The following is a 20455-nucleotide window of genomic DNA, read 5'->3' on the forward strand; positions in this document are numbered from 1 at the left end:
GTGTTCGTGCTCCCTCGGGCGGCCCCCTCAGACGATCACCGTCTCCGTCTCGAACCGCGCCCCGAGCGCCCGCAGCCGCCGCTCGCACTCCTCCCGCGTCGGCCCCGAGAGGACGGCCGCCGCCAGGAAGTCGGCCGATCCCGCCGCACCGTCCAGCACCTGGCCCGGCTCGGCGAACACCCCGAAGAACTCCACCCACGGGTCACCGGGGTGCGACGGCACACCCGTCACCCGGCCAGGCCGCTTCATCAGCAGCACCTGCCCCGCCATGCACCGGGGCGCGGGCCGCTCCCCGGCCTCCACCGCGATCCCGAGGTCGCCGAGGCCCACTTCCGCACGGGCCGCGCAGCGGGCCGGGTTGACGCCGAAGAGCGCGGTCAGCACCTCACGGATACGCGCACCGCCGGGCCTGGCGGCCACCTCGCAGAGCACGAGGCGGTCGTCCGGGGTGTGGAACGCCTCCAGGTGGAAGGCGTGGGTGCGCGGGCCGTCCAGCGCCGCCAGCGTGGTGTCGGCCATCCGCAGCAGCCGCCCGGTCAGCGGGTCGTCCGGCTCCAGCGTGAGATCGACCCGGGCGCCCGGATCCGCCTGGAACGAGGCCAGTTCGTACTGGTACTGGGACGGCCAGGCGAGCACCGTGACCCCGTCCACGACCAGCCCGTCGACATGGCACATCCGGCCCGGCACCCACGCTTCGAGCAGCAGGTCGTCGCGGGGCGCGGCGCCGACGGGGAACACCTCGGCCACCGCCCGCGCCAGCTCGTCCTCGCCGCGCAGCACCCGCAGGCCCCGCGATCCGAACCCGTCCCGGTCCTTGAGCACCACCGGAAGCCCGTGCCCGGCCACGAAACGGGCGACATCGTCGGCGTCGGCGGGCACGGTGTGCGGGGCGACCTCCACCCCGGCCGCGACGGCCCGTTCCTTCATCAGCGCCTTGTCGCGGAACGGCCGCACCTGCTCCGGCCGTGCCCCCGGCAGACCGAGCTTCTCCCGTACGGCGGCGGCCAGTTCGAGATCGCCCTCGTGGAACGCGACCACCTGGCGTACGCCGAACTCGGCGGCCAGCTCCAGGGCCCGCCGCACCACCCGCTCGCCGTCCTCGAAGTCGGGCAGCACCTCCAGATGCCGGTAGCCCCCCGGGCCGTCCGGCAGGCGTTCGCCGGCCGCGCGGATCCGGTCGCCCGCGGCGAGCAGCACCACGCCGCCCGGCGCGTCGGACAGCCAGTCGTCGAACGGGAACGGACCCAGCGGGTTGCGGTGCAGGACCAGGACGCTCATGCGGTCACCCCCGCCAGGGCGCGGTCACCCGCGACCTCGATCCGGATGTGGTCGGCGGCCAGCCGCTCGCACAGCCCGACCGCCGCGTCGGTGTCCGCGGCGCGCACCGCGACATGACCGAGCCGGTCCCAGTTGTCGCGCACCGGCCGGACCGTGTCACCGGGCTCGACCGCCACCTCGACCGACAGCACCCCGGGGTGCGCGGCCACGTCGGACACCCCGCCGACCGCCACCACCCGCCCGGGGTCACGCAGCAGGAACCGGGTGCAGGCCGCGGCCCGGGCGCGGGGCGCCCCGGTCAGCTCCGGCACCAGTCCGAGCGGCCAGGCCACCCCGTACGAGGTGAGGTCGAAGTCGTATGCCTCGCGGACCAGTTCACCGATCTGCCCGCCGCCGACCCGGTTGTGGCCCTCGATGACGACCGGGCCGCGCCCGGAGAGCCGGACCTCGGTGTGGCTCGGGCCGTCCGTCACGCCCATCACGGTGAGGAACTCCACCACGGCCCCGGTGAGCGACGCATGGTCGTCGCCGGTCAGACGCGCCGGTACGGCGTGGCCCAGCTCGGCGAAGTGGGACTCGTCGACGAGCTTCTCGGTGACGGCGATCACGGTGTGCGAGCCCGCGAAGCTGAACGCCTCGACGCTGAACTCCGGTCCTTCGATGTACGCCTCCATCAGGAAGGCGGTCACGGTGTACAGCGTCGAGCCGCGGTCGGTGCGCCCGCCCCTCAGCTCCTCGATACGGGCCCAGGCGCGGTCGGCGTCGGCGGCGTCGGCCACCCGTATCAGCCCGAAACCGGCCGTGGTGTCGGTCGGCTTCACGATGAACGGGTATCCGGCCAGCTCCCCGAAGGCGGTGAGCGAGGCCCGGTCGGTGACCTGCTCGCACTCCACCGTCAGCCGGGAACCGGCCTCCCGCAGCCGGGCACGCATCCGGCCCTTGTCCCGCAGCCGGACCGTCGCCGCGTGCGGGGTGCCGGGGAAACCCAGCTCCTCGCGCAGCCGGGCCGCGACGGCGAGACCGCCCTCGGTGAGCGAGACCACTGCGTCGAACCGCCACACCTGGTGTGCGGCGCCCGCCAGCGGACGCACGGTCTCCCAGTCGGTGTAGTCGATCATCAGCAGCGCGTCGGCGGCAGCGGTTTGATGTGTCGTCAGCTTGTCGGGGTGCTGGATCATGACCACACGCACGCCCAGTTCCTTCGCACGCTCCAGATGGCGGTCGGTGCCGCCGACCAGGAGCAGGGTCTTCGCAGTCATCGCAGGGCCCCTTCGGGGGTCGAGGTGGGCAGGGGGGCGTCGTCGCGGTGGATCTCGACCCGGATGGCGGCGCGCACGGCGGCGATCCGCGCCCGGGCCTCGGCGGGCGTCGACGCGTCGACGACCACATGGCCGTGGCGGCTCGCGGAGTCGGTGGTGGGCGGCAGCACATCGCCCGGCCGGAACCGGAAGGTGAGGGCGTGGACGTACGGCAGGGCCCGCGCATCCGCGAGGCCGGTCACGGATGCCAGGGTCCCGGCGGTGAACTCGAAGAACCCGACCGCCGCGTACCGGCCGGACACGGTACGCGGCACCTCGTCGCCGGCCAGCGCCCGGAAGATGGCGGCCTCCAGGTCGAAGCCGTACGCCACGTCCACCAGAAGCGGGATACGGTCCCCGCCGAGCCGCGCCTGCGACTCGACCACCCGGGGCCCTTCGGCGGTGAGGATGACCTCGGTGTGCGCCGGGCCGAATTCGTAGTCGGCGAGGTCGAGTAGCGCGGCGACGGTGGCCCGCACCGCCGCGGTGTCCGCTTCGGGCAGCGGCGCCGGGTGGATGTGGCCGCGCTCCACGAAGCACGGCGGGCCGCTGGTCTCCTTCGCGGTGATGCCCACGACATGGTGCTGGCCTGCGACGGTGAGTGTCTCCACGCTGTACTCGGGCCCGCGCAGATACTCCTCGACCACGAAGGGGCCGGTCAGTCCCGCCGCCTCGATCCGGTCCGCCCAGCCGGCCAGGTCGGCGGGGGAGTTCAGCAGCGCGACACCCCGGCTCCCGGCCGACCTGGCCGGTTTGACGACGCACGGGAAGCCGATGCCCCGCGCCGCTTCGTACACATCGGGACATCGCCCGACCTCGGCCACCCGCACCGGGGAGACCCCGTTGCGGTTGAGGAGTTCCCGGGTGGCGGCCTTGTCGTTGAGGAGCCGCACCGATTCGGCGCTGTTGGGCGAGAGCCCGAGCCGCTCGGCGACCCGCACCACCGGCACCATGCTGGCCTCGCTGCCCAGATGCAGGACATGGCCGACCCGGTGGGCGAGCGCCGTCTCCTCGACGAGGGCGCACAGCGCGTCCTCGTCGTCGAAGTCCACCAACAGCAACTCCTCTGAGTGCTCGGCGACTTCGCGCAGATATCCGGCGTCGCGCAGCGACGGGTCCCAGATCGACCAGACCCGGAATCCGGCGTCGACGGCCTTGCGGACGAGCTGGTGGTACGGCATGACCATCAGCAGCCGTCCGGCGTCGCGTCGTTCGGTCATGAGGTCGCTCCCTTCGGCTGGGGTGCCGCTGCCACGGTGGCCTTCACGGGCACGGCGGCCCGGCTCTCGCGCAGCCGCAGCAGCGAGCGGTAGAGCACGATCGCGGCGACCCCGAACATCCCGTACAGGAGGCTGATGCCGAGCGGCGGCACGAGCGCGCCGAGCGTGACGAAGAGCGATCCGACGAGCAGCCCGATCCGGGCGTTCAGGCCGTAGGCCGCCATGTACTTGCTGCGGGCCGCCGGGTCCACCAGGTCGGCCAGGATGGCCTGCTTCACGGGGACGTTGACGACCTCGCCGACGGTGAGGACGACCGCGGCGGCGATCAGCACCCAGCCGGAGTCGCTCACCGCCCACACCATGTAGCCCGCGGTGAAGAGGGCGATGCCGACGTAGAGCCTGGCCCGGTCGGACAACTTGCGGAACAGGGAGTTGGCGAACAGGGCGAGCGCCACCACCAGCGCGGTGTTGACGGCCCGCAGCACGCCGAGCATCGCCACCCCGTCCAGCCTCGGGGTCCACGCGCCGAGGCCGGCCAGGGTCTGCCGGGGGAAGTGGGCGGAGAGCCGCACCGCGATGTAGTAGCTGATCTGCACCTCGATGGAGCGGGTGAGGACCGCGGCGACCAGCAGCCGGAAGAAGACGTGGTCGCGCGCCACCGACAGATAGCCGCGCAGCATCGGCATGATGCCGCCCGCGGGCGGCTCGACGGCGTCCGGTGTGCCCGCGAGTGCCGGGTCGAGCGAGGGCGCGGTCTCGGCCAGCCACCGCCAGGTGACGAACGCGGTGAGGACGGAGAGCGCGGCGCCGCCGGTCAGCAGCAGCGCGAAGTGCCCGCCGTAGAGGAAGCCGCCGACGAGCGCGCCGACGGTGAACGCCATGTTGATCGACCAGTAGTTGATCGTGTAGACGAGCGGGCGGCTCTCCGGTGTGGAGACGTCCACCATCATCGCGTCGGCCGCGGGGGTGGCGGCCCCGGAGAGACAGGTGTTGACCAGGTAGAACACGAAGGTCGCCACACCCGACTGCCACCAGGGCGAGTTGGCGAGGGCCAGCGCGGCGAAGGAGACGGCGGCGCCCGCCTCACCCGCGACGAGCAGTGGCTTGCGGCCGACGATGTCGGCGAGATGGCCGCCGACGAAGTTGCTCGCGATGCCCGCAGCGGCCACCAGGAGGGTGAGCACACCGGCCGCCGCGGCCCCGTACAGCGCCGCCAGGTGGATGACCATGAGCGGCACCAGCATGACCGAGAGCAGCCGCTGGACGAAGCCGACGCCCATCCGCAGCTTGATGTTGGGGTGGAGCTGACGGAAGTTCACGACACCCCGCCCCTGGGCGGTTCCGCGCCGGCCGGCCGGGGGTCCGTGGGTGGCTGGGCACCGGCGGACTGTGGGGTACCGGCGGGCGGCTGGGCGTCGCCCGCGTCGGCCAGCTCGCCGCCCATACCCCAGTAGCCGCGGTCCACGTCCCGTACCAGGACGGTCACCGCCGCCGTGGGGCAGCCCGCGACGCGGCTGACGGTGTCGGTGACCTCCTTGACGAGTTGCGCGCGCTGCGCACGGTCGTTGCCCTGCCACCAGTCCACTGTGATCACCGGCATGTCGAGCCTTTCCGAAGAGGGGGGAAGAAAGGGGGGGAAGAAAGGGGGAAGAAGAAGGGGACGGAGGTGGTCCGGCGGCTCAGGAGGCGCCCCAGAGGCTCAGGTAACGCTCCCCCGTGTCGGGGAAGACGGTGACCACGGTCCTGTCGGCGTACTCCGGCTTGGCGACCAGCTGGGCGCAGGCGTGGGCCACCGCGCCCGCGGAGACCCCGGCGAAGATGCCCTGGCTGCGGGCGAGTTCACGGGCGGCGTCCAGCGCCTCCTCGTCGCCGACGGTCATCACCTGGTCGATCAGCGAGACATCCGTGGTGGGCGCGACGAAACCGCCGTTGAGCCCCGGGATACGGTGCTGGCCCGCGGTGCCGCGCGAGAGGACCGGGGAGTTCTCCGGCTCCACCGCCACGACATGCACCGAAGGCGACTGTTCCTTCAGGTACTTGGCGATACCGGTGAGCGTGCCGCCCGTCCCCACCCCGCACACCAGCACATCCACCTGCCCCGCGGTGTCGGCCCAGATCTCGGGTCCGGTGGTCTCGTAGTGGGCGGCGACGTTGTCCTGGTTCTCGTGCTGGCACGGGAACCACGCACCGGGCGTCACCGCGTGCAGCTCCTCCGCCCTGGCGATCGCGCCCGGGTATCCGTCGGCCTGCGGGGTCTGCACCACCTCGGCGCCGAGCGCCTTCAGCAGCGCCACGCGCTCGGCGGTGGCGCTGTCGGGGAGCACGATGACGCACCGGTAGCCGCGGCTCGCCGAGAAGGCGGCGAGGGAGATACCGGTGTTGCCGCTCGTCGCCTCGATGACGGTGCCGCCGGGGGCGATGTCGCCACGGCGCTCGGCGTGCCGCAGCATCGAGAGCGCCGCACGGTCCTTGCTGCTGGAGAGCGGGTTGGCCGACTCCAGCTTGGCGAGCACGGTGGCGCCGGGTACGGCGCCCTCGACCCGCAGCCGGACCAGCGGCGTACCGCCCACGAGGTCCTCGATGCTCTCCGCGATACGGGGGCGACGGGTGTCGCGGGACTGCTCGGTGGTGCGCGGGTTCTCGGTCGTACGGGGAAGCCCGGTGCTGCCGGTGCTGCCAGCGCTCTCGGTGCTGCCAGCGCTCTCGGTGCTCTCGGTGCTCTCGGTGCTCTCGGTGCTCTCGGTGCTCTTCACTGTGTTCTCCACGTCGTCGGGCCGCGCGGCGCTCTCACGGGCCGCACGAGGAGGGGCGGAAGCTCTGCTGAGGAGGGGCGGACGCCCCCGCGGGGGTTACCAGGAACCGGCGGACGCGGTCACGGCATAGCTCTCGGACACGGGCCGCCGGCCCCCGCCCGCCGTATGCACCACCGCGGTCGGGGCCAGCACCCGCGCCCCCGCCGGCACATCCCGGTGGACGAGCGCCTGCGCACCGATCACGGCGTGGTCGCCGACGGTCACAGGGCCGAGGACGGTGGCGCCGGTGCCCAGCACCACATGCCGGCCCACCACGGGGTGGCGGCGCTCGCCCACCGGGCGGAGCACATCGCTCCACCAGCCGACCGCTCCCAGCGTCACCTGGTGGTAGAGCGTCGAGTCGGCGCCGACCGCGGCGGTCTCCCCGATGACGACGGCCGCCCCGTGGTCGATGAAGACCCGGCGTCCGATGCGCGCCCCCGGGTGGATCTCCACCGCTGTCGCGCGCCGTGCCGCCGCCGCCACCAGCCTGGCGGGCAGCCGCATCCCCCGGCGGTGCAGCCGGTGTGCGATCCGGTGCGCCCAGAGCGCGGGGAGTGCCGCGTGCAGCAGGCCCTCACGCCGGTTACGGATCGAGGGGTCACGGGCGACGACCACGTCGAGGTCCTCCCGCAGCGTGCGCAGCAGCCCCAGCTCGGCGGTGTCCGGCTCCGCGCCCGTATCCGCGCCAACGCCCGTACCGGTAACCGCACCCGCGGCCCCAGCAGCGGCCAGGCCGCTGCCCGCCCCCGAAGGCCGCTTCACACCGGCACCGTCTCGCGGGGCCCGACCGCAGCGAGCAGGGCGTCGGTCAGACCACCCAGGACGGTCACCACATCGGGGTCGGCGACCAACCCGTCCGCCCCTCGCAGCGCCGGCGCGTTGCCGATCGCGACCGGCGGATGCTCCACCACGCGCGCCCCGCAACGCCCCAGCACCGTTTTCAGTGTGGCCTGCGCGTCGCCTGCCCCGCGAGCGCCCGGGGAGGCACTGAGGACAGCGGTGAGCCGACCGCGCAGCGCCCCCTGTTCCGCGCCGCCCTGCGCACGCGACAACCAGTCCAGGGCGTTCTTCAACGCTCCCGGCATTTCGCCGTTGTACGCGGGGGTACTGATCACCAGCGCGTCGGCCGACGCGACCGCCTCATGCGCGGCCAGGACGGGTTCGCTGGCTCCGGAGAGCTCAAGATCCCGCTCGTAGTGGGGCAGTTCGCCGACGCGCAGCCAGCGGATTTCGACGTCACCGGCCCGCTCCGTGATGAGCCGCTCGACGGTGGCGAGCAGCGCGGTGTTGGCCGAATCCCGGCGCGTACTGCCGGAAACAAGAACGATCTTCAGGGGGGTGTCCACCGGCTCTCCTCCTCACGGGCCCGCCGCTGGGCCCCGTGCCGGAGACAGAGTGGAACAGCCAGTTCCCGATGGCCTCCCGCTCCGTTCCCCCTGGGGCTGCCCGCCGGACAGCCCCTAAGCCTCGCCGGGCTCGCCCCTGCGCGCCACATAGACCGTATTGGTCGACGTTCCCCCCTGGAGCGGGTTGCCGAAGGTGACGACATGGGCCTCCGTCCGCGCGAAGACCTCCGCGAGTACGGCGGTGAACTCCGCGTCCGGCGGGTCGTTCGACCACAGGGCGAAGGCGCCGCCGGGACGCAGCAGTCCGGCGAGCGCGCGCAGCCCCTCGGGGCGGTAGAGCGCCGCATGGCTCGGGTGCAGGACGTGCCGCGGCGAGTGGTCGACGTCGAGCAGGATCGCGTGGAAGCGCCGGCCCTGTTCCTCCGGGTCCAGGCCGCCGGCTCCGGTGGCCAGCGCGAAGAAGTCGCCGTGGAGCAGCCGGCACCGGGGGTCCGACGCCAGCCCGGCGCCGAGCGGGACCAGTCCGCGCCGGTGCCAGTCGATGACCTCGCCCAGGGCGTCGACGACGAGCAGCGAGGCCACCCGCCGGTCGTCGAGCGCGGCCCGCGCCGTGTAGCCGAGGCCGAGGCCGCCCACGGCGACGTCCAGCGCGGTGTCCGGCAGTCCCGTGAGGCCGAGCCGCGTGAGCTCGGTCTCACCCAGGGTGAAGAGGCTCGACATCAGGAACTCGTCCCCGAGCTTCACCTCGTACACGTCGTCGCCCGACGCCGGGTCCCTGCGGCGCCGCAGGCTGATGTCGCCCAGCGGCGTGGGACGCCAGTCGATCTCCTCGAACCGTGCACTCATCCGCTGTCCTCGTCCCTGGTGCTTCCCCGGCGGCCTGCCCCTGCCCCGCCCCTGGAGGGTCCCACAGCGGGCACCCGGCACCCGGCCACGCCGGAGGCCGGTCCCGGGCGGGTCGCGCCTTGCCGCACACTGGTGGTTCGGACGGACGAGGGACTGGTGGCGAGGGTGCAGACGTACGGGACTTCCGCGGGCAAGGGGGACGCCCCCGGCGGAACGGGTGTGAGCGGAGTGGCGGGCGAGGCCGCCAGGCGGCGGACCTTCGCGGTCATCAGCCACCCCGACGCGGGAAAGTCGACGATCACCGAGGCCCTGGCCCTGCACGCGCACGCCATCACCGAGGCGGGCGCCGTGCACGGGAAGTCGGGGCGGCGCGCGGTCGCGTCCGACTGGATGGAGATGGAGAAGGCGCGCGGTATCTCCGTGACGTCGGCGGTCCTCCAGTTCGACCACCGCGGCCATGTGCTCAACCTCCTCGACACTCCCGGCCACGCGGACTTCTCCGAGGACACCTACCGGGTGCTCGCCGCCGTCGACTGCGCGGTGATGCTCATCGACGCGGCCAAGGGCCTGGAGGAGCAGACCCGCAAGCTCTTCGACGTCTGCCGCCACCGCCGCATCCCGGTGATCACCTTCGTCAACAAGTGGGACCGGCCGGGCCGGGAGGCCCTGGAGCTGCTGGACGAGATCGAGCGCGAGCTGCGCGTCCGGCCCACACCGGTGACCTGGCCGGTCGGCGAGGCCGGCGAGATGCGCGGTCTGATCGACGCGCGCTCCCCCGAGCAGATGCTGCGCTACACCCGTGCCCCCGGCGGCGCCCACCAGGCCGACGAGGAGATCATCACGGCCGACCGGGCGGCCACCGAGGAGGGCGACCGCTGGGAGCAGGCGACGGAGGAGCTCCAGCTGCTCCAGGCCGAGGGCGCCGAGTTCGACCCGGAGTCCTTCCTGGGCGCCACGTCGACACCGGTCTTCTTCGGCGCGGCGGTCTCCAACATCGGGGTACGGCTGCTGCTCGACGCGATCGTCGACCTGGCCCCGGCACCGCACGCCCGCGAGCTGGAGGGCGGCGGCGCCCGCCCGGTCGACGCGCCCTTCTCGGGGCTCGTCTTCAAGGTGCAGGCGAACATGGACCCCTCGCACCGGGACCGCATCGCGTTCCTGCGGGTGTGCTCGGGGGTCTTCCAGCGCGGTGAGACCGTCACCCGGGCCGCGACCGGGCGGCCGTTCGCCACCAAGTACGCGCACAGCATCTTCGGCCAGGACCGCTCCATGGTCGACACCGCCTACCCCGGTGACGTCGTCGGCCTGGGCAACGCGGCGGCGCTCCGGGTGGGCGACACCCTGTACGACGGGCCGGCCGCGATGTTCCCGCCGATGCCGACCTTCGCGCCCGAGCACTTCGCTGCCGTACGCCCGGTCGACATCAGCCGCTCCAAACAGTTCCGGCGCGGTATCGCCCAGCTCGACGAGGAGGGCGTGGTCCAGGTGCTGGTCTCGGACCGGCGCGGGGACCAGTCGCCGGTGCTGGCCGCGGTGGGGCCCATGCAGTTCGACGTGGTGACGCACCGGATGGCGGGCGAGTTCTCCTCGCCGGTCCGTCTTGAGTTCCTGCCGTACCACCTGGCCAGGTCGACGGACGCGGCGGGCGGCGACGCGCTGAACAGTGCGCGGCTGGTCCAGGGCGAGGCGCTGACCCGGGTCCGCGACAAGGAGGTGCTGGCGCTCTTCCCCGACAAGTGGCAGGCCAACTCCTTCCAGCGGGCGTTCCCGGACGCCCGCCTCGACCACCTGCTGGCCGCCCACGACTGAGGCACCCGTACGGAACCGGCCGGGGCGCTTCCCCGGCCGGTTCCGTCTTCCCGGCCTGCTCCGCTCCGGCCGCCGTTCTCAGCCCGCGCACTCCGTGTCGTGCGCCGGCCGCTGCCCCGTGGTGAGGAACCGCGTCACGGTACGGTCCCCGCAGGCGTTCCCGGTGCCCAGATACGAACCGTGCCCGCCGCTGTCGACGGTCACCAGCCGGGCCCGGTCACCGAGCGCGGCCCGCATCTTGAGGGCCCCCGCGTACGGCGTGTAGGGGTCCCGGCGGTTCTGGATCATGAGGATGTCCGACGGCCCCCGGTCGGTGATCCGGGCGGGCGGCGCGGCCGGTGCGTCCTTCCAGAAGGTGCAGGGCGTGATGTTGGCCGGCATCCCCGCGGTGAGCGGATGGGCGGCCCGGTCCGCCGCGACCGCGGGCCCGTACGAGGAAACCGGGTCCGGCCAGCGCACATCGTTGCAGATCACCCCGATCGTCACCGCGGCGTCCGCGTCGGGCATCGCCTGGGAGAGATCAGGCGTAAGGACGGGTGTCGCGGCCGGGTCCTGCGCGGCCCTGATCAGCTGGGCCAGCTGCGGGAACGCGGCGTCGTCGGAGAGCGCGTTCTGGAGTGCCTGCCGCAGCAGGGTGCCGGTGAGCGGCACGCCCGGGGTGGTCGTCTCCTTGGGCTCCCGGTCCAGCTTGGCGGCCAGCGAGAGGAACAACGGCCTCACCTCGTCCGGCCGTTGGGCAAGTCGCAGCCCGTCGTCCGCCCTGGTGGGATCCGCTGCCCAGGCCGCGAAGTCGGGCATCCGGTCGTCCGCGCCGACCGCCATGTTCGCCAGCCAGCCGCGGGCGACGCGCGACGGGTCGGGGTCGCCGTTGCTGTCCAGGACCCAGCGGTCGGTGTGCTGCGGATACTTCTGCGCGTACTGGGCCCCGACGTACGTCCCGTACGACTGCCCCCACGCCGACAGTTTCTCCTCGCCCAGCGCCTGCCGGAAGCGGTCGATGTCACGGACCTCGTTGGCGGTGGTGAGGCTGCGCAGGACCGGGCCGCCGTTGCGGGCGCAGGCATCGGCGGTCCGCCGGGATCTCGCGATGTTCTCCGCGATCCCGCCGTCCGCCGCGGGCCAGGACCGTACCGTCACCAGATGCCGGTCGGCCGCGTCGAGACCGCAGCCCGCCCGGGAACTGCCCCCGACGCCACGGGGGTCGAGGCTGACGATGTCGTACGCCCCGTCCAACTGCCCCCGCAGCGCGGCCCCCTTCTGCGTCAGCCGCTGCACCCCTGATCCGCCGGGCCCGCCGGGGATCACGAGGAGCGTCCCGCGCCGCGCCGCGGGCCGGTCGCTGCGCAGCCGGGACACCGCGAGGGTGAGCCGCGGCCCGTCCGGGTGCCGGTAGTCGAGTGGTACGGGCAGCTCAGCGCACTCCTGGCCTGCCGGGCCGCCGGGCTGGGCGCAGTCCCGCCAGGTGAGCACGGGAGCGGGCGCCGTCGCGGCGTGGGCGGCGTGGGCGGCGGGCACGGATATGGCGGTGAGAGCGGCGGCGACGGCTGCCGCGGACACGGTGCCGATGAGGCCCCTGAGGGCGTAACTGGTCATGGACACAAGGGTTGTTGAAACGGTCTCCCGGGCCCATACGACTGGCACGACACATCGGGCGGGGGGTAGCCCCCGCCCCTACGGGTGATCCCCGACGCACTCACGGGCCGTCCGGCGGCTCCCGGTCGGGGGCGGGTGCGCCGAAGCACTCCTGGGCCCGGCTGAGCACCAGGTCGATGAAGTCGGCGACGACCGGGGTACGGGTGCGGGCCGTCACCCGGGTCAGGCCGACCGTTCGGGTGGCCCCCGGATCGTCGAGCGGCAGGTCCACCAGGCCGGGTACCCGGACCGGCGACGGCGGGAGCACCGCGACGCCGAGGCCCGCCGCGACGAAGCCGCGCATCGTGGCGATCTCAGCGCTCTCGAACGCCACGCGCGGCGGGAAACCGGCCGCGGCGCAGAGGCTGTTGACCAGGCGGCGCAGACCATAGCCGGAGGTGGCCATCACGAAGTCCTCGTGCTCCGCGTCGGACAGCCGGACCCGGTCCCGCCCCGCCAGCCGGTGACCGGCAGGTACGACGAGACTCAGCGGCTCGGCGGCGACCGGCAGCGTGGTGATGCCCGGCTCATCGGGCAGCGGTGAGGTCAGACAGAGATCGACCTCACCGGCGCGCAGCCGGTCGAGCAGCCCCTGCGCGTTGTCCTGGACCAGCTGGAAGCGGACCTGGGGGTGCCGGTCGCGGAACCAGCTGACCAGCAGCGGAACCGGGGCCGAACCGAGCGCGGGCAGGAAGCCGAGCGCGACCGTGCCCGGCATGTCGGTGGCCAGCCGCAGCTCCTCGCACCCCGTCGCGATCTCCTCAAGACCGCGCTGGACCCGGGCCAGGAAGGCGCGCCCCTGCCGGGTCAGCCGCAGCCCCCTGCCCTCCCGGTCGAAGAGCGGGGTGCCGACGGCCGCCTCCAGCCGGGCGACGCTGCGGCTGACCGTCGACTGCGGGGTGCCCAGCTCGCTCGCCGCCGCGGAGAGATGCTCAAGTCCGGCCACCGTCACGAACCGCACGAGATCGGGACACATCCCCAGCAGCGGCGCGGGCAGCCGCGCCCCGTCCGGCGCCAAGGGGGCGGGAGGCGCGGCGTCGGGCCGTACGGGGGTCGAGGCGGCCGGCCGTACAGGAGTCGGAACAGCAGGCCGTACGGGGTCGGGTGCGGGGCGACCGGTGGCCCGGTCCGGGCGTTGTTCCATATACGGAACATATATCGGGCATCCATGCATTGGACGCATGAACGACCCCCGGCCTACCGTCGTCCGGTGACTGACCCGCTCATACCGCCTGCCGCGCACACGCGTGGGACGCCCGGTTTCCGCCGGGCCACCGGGGCGCTGTTCGCCGCCGGGCTGACCACGTTCATGACGCTGTACTGCGTCCAGGCCCTGCTGCCCTCCCTCTCCGCGCACTTCGCTCTGTCGCCCGCGGCCTCGTCGCTGACCATCTCGGTCTCCACCGCCGCCATGGCGGTCGCCGTGGTGCCGCTGACCGCCCTCTCCGACGCGTGGAGCAGGACCGGGATGATGAGCCTCTCGCTCGGCGCGGCAGCCCTCCTCGGTATCGCGGCGGCCTTCGCGCCCAACTACCCGGTGCTGCTGGTCTTCCGGGTGCTCCAGGGCCTCGCGCTCGCCGGTCTCCAGGCCACGGCGATGTCGTATCTCTCCGAGGAGGTGCACCGCGAGTCGCTCGGCCAGGCCATGGGGCTCTATGTGGCGGGCAACGGGATCGGCGGGATGGCGGGCCGGCTCGTCGCCGACGGTGTGCTGGACCTGACCGGCAGCTGGCGCTGGGCGATCGGCGCCGTGGGCGCGGTCGCGGCGGTCTGCGCGGTGGTCTTCCATCTGACGGTGCCCGCCTCCGTACGCTTCGTACGCCGGGAGGCACGGCCGCGCGCGCTCGCGTCCGCGATCGGCCGGGCGCTGCCGGACAGCGCCCTGCTCAGGCTCTATCTGATCGGCTTCCTGGCGATGGCCGGGTTCGTCACCGTCTACAACTACCTCGGGTTCCGGCTGATCGATGCGCCGTTCCATCTCTCCGAGACGACGGCCGGGCTGCTCTTCATCGCGTACACCGCGGGCTCGTTCTCCTCGGCCGCGGCGGGCCGGCTGGTCGACCGGTACGGCAGGCCGCGCGTCCTGCTGCCCGCGCTGCTCGTCACGCTCGCGGGCCTCGCGGTGATGCTCGTACCGCGGCTCGGTGCCGTCATCCCCGGCCTGGTGATCTTCACCGTGGGCTTCTTCGCGGCCCACGCGGTGGCCAGCGGCTGGGTCGGCGGACGGTCCGCCGTGCTGGGGGTGCAGGGTGCTGCGGTCTATCTGTTCTTCTACTACATCGGCAGCGCGGTAGGCGGATCCGTGGGCGGAATCGCGTACTCCGCAGGGGCCTGGAACGGTCTGACCCTCTACTGCGGCTGCCTGGTCGCGGTGGCCCTGCTCAGCGCGGTGACCCTGCGCAAGGCACGGTCCGCGGTCCGGCCCGCGGCACAGACCGCACCGGCCCCGCAGGCATCCGCCGGGCCGGCGGCCGAACCGTCCGCCGTCACTCGACCCGGCGACGGCTCCGGCGGCGCGCGGTGAACCTGCGGCGGTAGGCGCCGGTGAGCAGCAGCAGGGTGGCCGCGACGATGGTCACGGCCTGCGCGATCACCACGAGCGTCTTGTCCCAGAACCAGACCGGCTCGTACATGTTGGGCACCGGGCCGAGCTTCCCGACGTCGACGAACCGGTAGATCAGGATCAGCGCGAGCCCGCCCGCGGCGACCAGCCAGGCGAACACGTCCGACACGGCCCGGCGCCAGACCAGCACGAGCAGCGCCGCCAGTGAGGCGAGACCGGCCTCGATACGAAAGAGATCGCCCTGGCTGATGCCGGCCGAGACGGGGTCGTACTGGTCGGCGAGGTGCGCGTGCACATAGGCGTCGACGGCGAGCCCCGCCGCTGCCAGCACACAGAGCAGCGCCCGCAGCACCCGGCGGACGGGGCCGGCCGGGCCGGGCGGCGCGGCTGACGAGAGATCGGACGGCATGGGGCCCCTTCCCGGCACGGTCTTGGCAGGCAGTCGGTCGAGCACGGTCGGTACGGGCAGATTCGGCAGGCCGTACGGGCGCGATCCGTACGGGGACGATCCGTACCGGGACGATCCGTACGGGAAAGGTCCCGGCCGCGAGGTCAGCTGACCGTGAGCGTGCCCTTCATGTACTGGTGGATGGTGCAGATGTAGGGGTACTTGCCCTTGCCGGACGGCGCGGTGAAGGTGACCGTCTTCCCGGCGGCGATGTCACCGGTGTCGAACGCCTTCTTGCCGGTGGCCGTCACGGTGTGGGTCGTCGAGTCCTTGTTCGTCACCGTGATCTTCGTCCCCGGGGAGACGGTCAGGGCTGCGGGCATGAACTTGAAGTTCTTGATCGTGATCTGGTGGCCCTTGCCGCTCGCCGTGGAAGCCGCGTTCGTGGGCGTGGTGGACGACGACGAGGAGGATTTCGATCCGCTGTCCGAGCAGCTGGTGACGGCGGTCAGCAGGCAGAGCGTCACAGCGGCGACCGCCGCACGCGGTCTGCGGTTACGGGTGAGCATCGGGTCTCCGGTGGTCTCGGAACGGCCGATCCGGCCCCGGCCGGGTGCGTCATGGAGGAGGGTGACGCACCCGGCCGGGAGCCGGAGGGGCGGAGCGGGGTCGTGCCGGCCGCGCGGGGTCGCGCGGGGTCAGACCGTCAGCAGGCTGGGGCTGGCGGCGTTCTTCGTACCGATGAAGGCGTCCGGCACCGGGTACTGGCCCAGCACGAAGTGCAGGATCGCTGCGTGCATGGCCTCGACCGGAGCAATGGTCGCCGCCGTGTTGACCCCGCCCATGCTCTTGACGTTGGACGTCGCGAACACATAGGTCTCGGTGGCCTGGTCCTCCAGCCGGAGCGCCAGCTTGGCCACCCCGGTGACGTCCTTGACCTGGCCGAGCTCCTTGGTGACGGTGGGCTGGTCGGAGAGCGGCACACCGGTGATTTTCGGCTTGCCCGCGCTGGAGAGCACCCCGTTCCACGCGTCGGCGTGGTCCTTGTGCTGCGCCATGGCGGTCTGGATGAACGTCGCGACCGCCGGCGGCACCTTGCCGAGCTTGCCCGCGTTGGCCGCCTTGAGAGCCGCCTGGTAGGCGCCGACGGCCTGGTTCTCCAGGGCTGTCGCCAGGGCGACGACCTTCAGGTCGCCCGTGTACTGCCCGGCCTTGCCCGACGAGGAGGCGGAAGCACCGGTCGATGCGGAGCCGGAGGCGCTCCCGCCGGCCGGGGTGTCGCCCGGCTTCCCGCCACAGGCGGCGAGCGCCAGCATGGCCGCCGATGCCCCGGCACCTGTCAGGAAGCGACGGCGCGCCAGATGCACACGCTCTTCCTGGCGACGGTCGGGAGCGGAGCTCTCCAGGTCCTTCAGCTCCGTCGACAGCTCACGGGCCGAGGCGGTCATCACGGGAAGGAGCTCCCGGTGGGCCTCGTCCATCTCGCTCGTCAGACGGGACATCTCGCCCTCGCTGATCGGCAGCTCCCAGCTGCCCCTGCTGCTGCTCATTTGACGGCCCCTTCACTGACCGGCGAAGCCATCTTGGTGGGGTAGAAGGCGTCCGGGAAGCCGACGCTGCCGATGTTGGCGGGCAGCTTCGCGACGTCCGTGGGGATCGCGATGAGGCTCTGCTTGCCGTCGGCGAGCAGCGCCTGCACGGCGAGCAGCGTGGCGCGGTGCTGGGCCTCCACCGGCGCGACCGAGGCGAAGAGCTGGCGCAGGCTGGTGTCGTGGACCTGGCCGATGTTCTTGGTGTACGTCTGCGCCGCGACGTCCTCCAGCGTGATGGCCAGCTTGACCACGTCCGCCGAGTTCTTGATCGTCGGCAGGGTCTTCTTGACGACCGCCGCGTACTTCGGATCCGTGCCCGTCTGCTCCTTGCCGCCCGCCTTCTTGGCGGCGGCGTTGAACGCCTGGGCGTGCGCGGTGTGCTGCTGCGCGGTCTTCGTGATGAAGGCCAGCACGGTCTTGTTGCCGCTCTTGATGAACGGCAGCCCGGCGGCGGTGTGGTAGACGCTCACCGCCAGGTTCTCGATCGAAGCGGCCGTCTGGAGTGCCATGACGTCCGTGCTCGACGCGGCGGCCGCGCGTCCGGCGCCCAGCAGGGTCGCCGCTCCTGCGGCGCCCAGCAGGGTGCCCCGGCGCTGCCACCAGCGGCGGCTCGAAGATTCGGCCGTTTCGGCGAAGTCCGCCAGTGCGGAGTTCGTCACCCGGAGCGCGTCGCTGTTCAAATCCTGCGACTGCTCGGTCAGCTCCCTCAACAACCCGGTGTCGATGTGATCGGTACCCATCGCGTCCCATCTCCTTCCCCGCGCCGGACAGCACGGGTGTCTCCCCGAGCCTTGGGCAAGAGGGGGGTACGGGTCCCGCCCGCTGAGACCGAATGCCACACGGCGTACCCGAATGAATGACGAAACGGTTGCCCGGGGCGCGCATCTCCGGCCGGGCGGGGTCGGCGAGGCCGCTGACCCGGCGCGGGAAGAAGCCACGCAGCCGCATTATTGGTACATACAAATACCCGAACCGGCTTTCCTGGGACGGTCCTTCCGGGAGATCGGCCCTTCCGGGAACAGACCTCCCGGGACCGGTCCGCCCGCAAACCAGCCCACCGCCAACCAGCCCAAGGCCGACCGCCCAGAGCCAACCGGCCCCCTCTTCCCCGAGAACCGGCCGTCCAAGAACCGCCCCAGCCCTCCGTACTGAACAAACCGGCCCAGCCTCCGTACCGAACAAGGAGCACCCGTGGAACCCGCCAAGAAGCCGTCCGCACAGCCCACCGCGCAGCCCACCGGCCGACCCGCCGAGAAGCCCGCCGAAGCCGTCGCCCGGCTGCGTGCCACCTTCCGTACCGGCCGGACCAGGACCCTCTCCTGGCGTACCGAACAGCTGCGGGGCCTGCGGGCGCTGCTGACCGGGCACCGTCAGGAGCTGGCCGCCGCGCTCCACTCCGACCTGGGCAAGAGCGAGCGCGAATCGTCCCGTACGGAGATCGACTTCACCGTGCGCGAGATCGACCACACCCTGGAACGCCTTGAGGGCTGGCTGCGGCCCGAACCCGTCGACGTACCGGAACATCTCGGGAAGGCCGCCGCCTGGACCGTGCTGGACCCGCTGGGTGTCGTCCTGGTGATCGCGCCGTGGAACTACCCGGTCCAGCTTCTGCTGGCCCCGGTGGCCGGAGCCCTCGCGGCCGGCAACTGCGTCGTGGCCAAGCCGAGCGAACTGGCCCCCGCCACCTCCCGGGCCGTCGCGGAGCTGCTGCCCCGCTACCTCGACCGGGACGCGGTGACCGTGGTCGAGGGCGCGGTACCGGAGACCACCGCCCTGCTCGAAGAGCGCTTCGATCACATCTTCTACACCGGCAACGGCACCGTGGGACGCATCGTGATGCGCGCCGCCGCCGAGCATCTGACACCGGTCTCCCTGGAACTGGGCGGCAAGTCACCGGCGTTCGTCGACCGGGGCACGGACCTCGCGGCGGTGGCCGCCCGGCTCGTCGCGACCAAGTTCCTCAACGCGGGCCAGACCTGCGTGGCGCCGGACTACGTCCTCACCGACCCCGGCACCGCCCGCGAGCTGGAGGGTGAGCTGGCCTCGGCCGTACGGGAACTGTTCGGCGCCGACCCGGCCGCCTCCGACGACTACGGCCGCATCGTCAACGAACGCCACTTCGACCGGCTGACGGGCCTGCTCGGCTCGGGCCGGGTCGTGGTCGGCGGCGACAGCGACCGCGCGCAGCGCTATCTCGCGCCCACGGTGCTCGCCGAAGTGGCGCCCGGTTCGCCGGTCATGGCCGAGGAGATCTTCGGCCCGATCCTGCCCGTCGTGGAGGTCGAAGGGCTCGACGAGGCCATCGCGTTCATCAACGACCGGGACAAGCCGCTTGCGCTGTACGCGTTCACGGACTCGGTACTGACCCGCGACCGCCTCACCACGGAAACCTCATCGGGCGGCCTGGGCTTCGGCCTCCCGGTGGCCCATCTCACCATCCCGGACCTGCCGTTCGGCGGCGTGGGCGAAAGCGGAATGGGCCGCTACCACGGCCGCTACTCGCTGGAGACCTTCAGCCACCGCAAGGCGGTCCTGGACAAGCCGGTGGGGTGAGAACGCCGCACCTGCTCCACGGTGTGCGGGCCGGAGGCGGGCCGTATGGGAGCGGGGGTGAGTGGGGGGGGCGCCCTGTCCGCGGCCGTTGTCATATCGTCTCGTCCCACTGGGCGATCGAGGGGGGGAAGAGGCATGGGGATGGCCATCAAGCGCGATGGCGCCCGTCGGGGCGTGCGCGCCCCCGTCCGCGCGGTCGGCGACGCCGACCCGGCCATGGCCCTCGAAGTCATCGAGTCCGCCCAGCAACGGTGGCGGGCCGTGAACACAGCCCTTCTCGTCGCCCTCGCCCGCGCCGGAACCCGCTTCTTACGCGGTCAGTTCGACGAACGCCCCGAGATCACCGCGTGAGCGCCCTCGAAGCACAGGCCATCAGCACCGGGCGGCTGGACCTGCTGCCGCTCCAGGTCCAGCACGCCGATGAGATGGCGGGCGTGCTGTCCGATCCGGCCCTGCACGCCTTCACCGGCGGCGCTCCGGACTCCCCGCCGGCCCTGCGCTCGCGCTACCGGCGCATGACCGCAGGCTCTCCCGATCCGGCCGTCTCGTGGCTGAACTGGGTGATCCGGCTTCGCGATGAGTCCTGCCTGACGGGCACGGTCCAGGCAACGGTCAGCGCCTCCGGCCACGGTTCCACCGCCGAGATCGCCTGGGTGGTCGGAACCCCGTGGCAAGGGCGGGGCATCGCCACCGAAGCAAGCCGGGGACTCGTCGCCTGGCTCAGCCGCCAGCCGGTGCACACCGTCATCGCTCATATCCACCCCGAACACCGGGCATCCGCCGCCGTCGCCACGGCCGCCGGGCTCACGCCCACCGGCGCATGGCACGAAGGCGAGGTCCGATGGCACCGGAGTATCGGACGATGACTTCAAACGGTCCACAGGAATGAAATCGTTTCCCGGCCTCCCCCACGTCATGCTGAGCCCAGGCTCCGTCATGGGCGAGCGAGCACCCGACCCCCGAGGAGACAGTTGACTCGACTCATCGCCACGGTGCGCCACACCGTGTGGAGGGATCGGAATCCGCTCGGGAGGACCTGTGCGCTTCCACCCCGCATCAACTCAATGGGGGGAAGGCACTGGCGTCGGTTCTTCTGAGTAGACGCAGTCCCCATTGCGCACATGGGTGGTCGCTG

At 72.5% G+C, this 20455-nt stretch carries 20 protein-coding genes; 5 read left to right on the forward strand and 15 right to left on the reverse strand.

All coding sequences use genetic code 11. The annotated features are described in order from the left end of the window. Positions 1–27 precede the first annotated feature (27 nt). From ACFXBC_RS23060 to ACFXBC_RS23100, 9 genes are all read right to left on the reverse strand, one after another. Positions 28–1278: a hypothetical protein gene (locus ACFXBC_RS23060; protein WP_385027475.1), complete on the reverse strand. Its 1251-nt coding sequence runs from the start codon at positions 1276–1278 to the stop codon at positions 28–30. Continuing rightward, positions 1275–2537: an ATP-grasp domain-containing protein gene (locus tag ACFXBC_RS23065; protein WP_385027478.1), complete on the reverse strand. Its 1263-nt coding sequence runs from the start codon at positions 2535–2537 to the stop codon at positions 1275–1277. The genes ACFXBC_RS23060 and ACFXBC_RS23065 overlap by 4 nt, the downstream gene beginning before the upstream one ends. Next, on the reverse strand, positions 2534–3796 hold the full coding sequence (locus tag ACFXBC_RS23070; RefSeq protein WP_385027481.1) for an ATP-grasp domain-containing protein: 1263 nt from the start codon (positions 3794–3796) through the stop codon (positions 2534–2536). Before ACFXBC_RS23070 ends, ACFXBC_RS23065 begins: the two co-directional genes overlap by 4 nt. Then, positions 3793–5115: an MFS transporter gene (locus ACFXBC_RS23075; protein WP_385027484.1), complete on the reverse strand. Its 1323-nt coding sequence runs from the start codon at positions 5113–5115 to the stop codon at positions 3793–3795. Before ACFXBC_RS23075 ends, ACFXBC_RS23070 begins: the two co-directional genes overlap by 4 nt. Further along, a complete protein-coding gene (locus ACFXBC_RS23080) occupies positions 5112–5396 on the reverse strand; it encodes a 4-oxalocrotonate tautomerase family protein (RefSeq protein WP_385027487.1) in 285 nt (94 codons plus the stop codon). The genes ACFXBC_RS23075 and ACFXBC_RS23080 overlap by 4 nt, the downstream gene beginning before the upstream one ends. Before the next feature lie 79 nt (positions 5397–5475). Then, the gene (locus ACFXBC_RS23085) at positions 5476–6390 is read right to left on the reverse strand and encodes a PLP-dependent cysteine synthase family protein (RefSeq protein ID WP_385027542.1); all 915 of its coding nucleotides are present in this window, start codon (positions 6388–6390) and stop codon (positions 5476–5478) included. Between the two features lie 255 nt (positions 6391–6645). Further along, on the reverse strand, positions 6646–7236 hold the full coding sequence (epsC, locus tag ACFXBC_RS23090) for a serine O-acetyltransferase EpsC (RefSeq protein WP_385027545.1): 591 nt from the start codon (positions 7234–7236) through the stop codon (positions 6646–6648). A 113-nt stretch (positions 7237–7349) separates the two neighbouring features. After that, positions 7350–7937, reverse strand: coding sequence for an NADPH-dependent FMN reductase (locus ACFXBC_RS23095; RefSeq protein WP_385027490.1), 588 nt, complete (start codon positions 7935–7937; stop codon positions 7350–7352). Between the two features lie 114 nt (positions 7938–8051). Then, positions 8052–8783 carry a spermidine synthase gene (locus ACFXBC_RS23100; RefSeq protein WP_385027493.1) on the reverse strand — a complete coding sequence of 244 codons (732 nt, stop codon included), beginning with the start codon at positions 8781–8783 and terminating at the stop codon, positions 8052–8054. 156 nt (positions 8784–8939) lie between these two features. Here ACFXBC_RS23100 and ACFXBC_RS23105 point away from each other — a divergent pair, with 156 nt between their 5' ends. Next, a complete protein-coding gene (locus tag ACFXBC_RS23105; RefSeq protein WP_385027496.1) occupies positions 8940–10592 on the forward strand; it encodes a peptide chain release factor 3 in 1653 nt (550 codons plus the stop codon). Positions 10593–10670: 78 nt separating this feature from the next. Here ACFXBC_RS23105 and ACFXBC_RS23110 read toward each other — a convergent pair whose 3' ends face one another. Together ACFXBC_RS23110 and ACFXBC_RS23115 are read right to left on the reverse strand one after the other, a co-directional pair. Beyond that, positions 10671–12185: an alpha/beta hydrolase gene (locus tag ACFXBC_RS23110; protein ID WP_385027498.1), complete on the reverse strand. Its 1515-nt coding sequence runs from the start codon at positions 12183–12185 to the stop codon at positions 10671–10673. Positions 12186–12285: 100 nt separating this feature from the next. Beyond that, positions 12286–13368: a LysR family transcriptional regulator gene (locus tag ACFXBC_RS23115; RefSeq protein ID WP_385027501.1), complete on the reverse strand. Its 1083-nt coding sequence runs from the start codon at positions 13366–13368 to the stop codon at positions 12286–12288. 66 nt (positions 13369–13434) lie between these two features. Between ACFXBC_RS23115 and ACFXBC_RS23120 the strand changes: the two genes are divergently transcribed. Beyond that, positions 13435–14748 carry an MFS transporter gene (locus tag ACFXBC_RS23120; protein WP_385027504.1) on the forward strand — a complete coding sequence of 438 codons (1314 nt, stop codon included), beginning with the start codon at positions 13435–13437 and terminating at the stop codon, positions 14746–14748. On the opposite strand, the gene ACFXBC_RS23125 is transcribed toward ACFXBC_RS23120, so the two are convergent. From ACFXBC_RS23125 to ACFXBC_RS23140, 4 genes are all read right to left on the reverse strand, one after another. Further along, positions 14711–15196: a hypothetical protein gene (locus ACFXBC_RS23125; RefSeq protein WP_385027507.1), complete on the reverse strand. Its 486-nt coding sequence runs from the start codon at positions 15194–15196 to the stop codon at positions 14711–14713. The genes ACFXBC_RS23120 and ACFXBC_RS23125 overlap by 38 nt on opposite strands. A gap of 143 nt (positions 15197–15339) precedes the next feature. Next, complete coding sequence (locus ACFXBC_RS23130; RefSeq protein ID WP_385027510.1) at positions 15340–15744, reverse strand: cupredoxin domain-containing protein; 405 nt, start codon at positions 15742–15744, stop codon at positions 15340–15342. 129 nt (positions 15745–15873) lie between these two features. Beyond that, positions 15874–16725 (reverse strand): ferritin-like domain-containing protein, encoded by an 852-nt coding sequence (locus ACFXBC_RS23135; protein ID WP_385027512.1) that lies wholly within the window; start codon positions 16723–16725, stop codon positions 15874–15876. Next, entirely contained in the window at positions 16722–17507 is a 786-nt protein-coding gene (locus ACFXBC_RS23140) for a ferritin-like domain-containing protein (RefSeq protein ID WP_385027515.1), read from the reverse strand. The genes ACFXBC_RS23135 and ACFXBC_RS23140 overlap by 4 nt, the downstream gene beginning before the upstream one ends. A 451-nt stretch (positions 17508–17958) precedes the next feature. Here ACFXBC_RS23140 and ACFXBC_RS23145 point away from each other — a divergent pair, with 451 nt between their 5' ends. The 3 genes from ACFXBC_RS23145 to ACFXBC_RS23155 all read left to right on the forward strand — a co-directional run bounded on the left by ACFXBC_RS23145 (position 17959) and on the right by ACFXBC_RS23155 (position 20186). Further along, positions 17959–19320 carry an aldehyde dehydrogenase family protein gene (locus ACFXBC_RS23145; protein ID WP_385027517.1) on the forward strand — a complete coding sequence of 454 codons (1362 nt, stop codon included), beginning with the start codon at positions 17959–17961 and terminating at the stop codon, positions 19318–19320. 141 nt (positions 19321–19461) lie between these two features. Then, a complete protein-coding gene (locus ACFXBC_RS23150; protein WP_385027520.1) occupies positions 19462–19671 on the forward strand; it encodes a hypothetical protein in 210 nt (69 codons plus the stop codon). Continuing rightward, complete coding sequence (locus ACFXBC_RS23155) at positions 19668–20186, forward strand: GNAT family N-acetyltransferase (protein ID WP_385027523.1); 519 nt, start codon at positions 19668–19670, stop codon at positions 20184–20186. The genes ACFXBC_RS23150 and ACFXBC_RS23155 overlap by 4 nt, the downstream gene beginning before the upstream one ends. The last annotated feature ends 269 nt before the right edge of the window (positions 20187–20455 follow it).

It is taken from the genome of Streptomyces sp. NPDC059398 (genome assembly GCF_042751845.1).
Taxonomy (GTDB): domain Bacteria; phylum Actinomycetota; class Actinomycetes; order Streptomycetales; family Streptomycetaceae; genus Streptomyces.

Coding starts and splice junctions, on each gene's coding strand:
- ACFXBC_RS23100 (WP_385027493.1), bottom strand. CDS start 8,783: ATGAGTGCACGGTTCGAGGAGATCGACTGGCGTCCCACGCCGCTGGGC.
- ACFXBC_RS23150 (WP_385027520.1), top strand. CDS start 19,462: ATGGCCATCAAGCGCGATGGCGCCCGTCGGGGCGTGCGCGCCCCCGTC.
- ACFXBC_RS23125 (WP_385027507.1), bottom strand. CDS start 15,196: ATGCCGTCCGATCTCTCGTCAGCCGCGCCGCCCGGCCCGGCCGGCCCC.
- ACFXBC_RS23140 (WP_385027515.1), bottom strand. CDS start 17,507: ATGGGTACCGATCACATCGACACCGGGTTGTTGAGGGAGCTGACCGAG.
- ACFXBC_RS23115 (WP_385027501.1), bottom strand. CDS start 13,368: ATGGAACAACGCCCGGACCGGGCCACCGGTCGCCCCGCACCCGACCCC.
- ACFXBC_RS23070 (WP_385027481.1), bottom strand. CDS start 3,796: ATGACCGAACGACGCGACGCCGGACGGCTGCTGATGGTCATGCCGTAC.
- ACFXBC_RS23135 (WP_385027512.1), bottom strand. CDS start 16,725: ATGAGCAGCAGCAGGGGCAGCTGGGAGCTGCCGATCAGCGAGGGCGAG.
- ACFXBC_RS23060 (WP_385027475.1), bottom strand. CDS start 1,278: ATGAGCGTCCTGGTCCTGCACCGCAACCCGCTGGGTCCGTTCCCGTTC.
- ACFXBC_RS23080 (WP_385027487.1), bottom strand. CDS start 5,396: ATGCCGGTGATCACAGTGGACTGGTGGCAGGGCAACGACCGTGCGCAG.
- ACFXBC_RS23130 (WP_385027510.1), bottom strand. CDS start 15,744: ATGCTCACCCGTAACCGCAGACCGCGTGCGGCGGTCGCCGCTGTGACG.
- ACFXBC_RS23110 (WP_385027498.1), bottom strand. CDS start 12,185: ATGACCAGTTACGCCCTCAGGGGCCTCATCGGCACCGTGTCCGCGGCA.
- ACFXBC_RS23065 (WP_385027478.1), bottom strand. CDS start 2,537: ATGACTGCGAAGACCCTGCTCCTGGTCGGCGGCACCGACCGCCATCTG.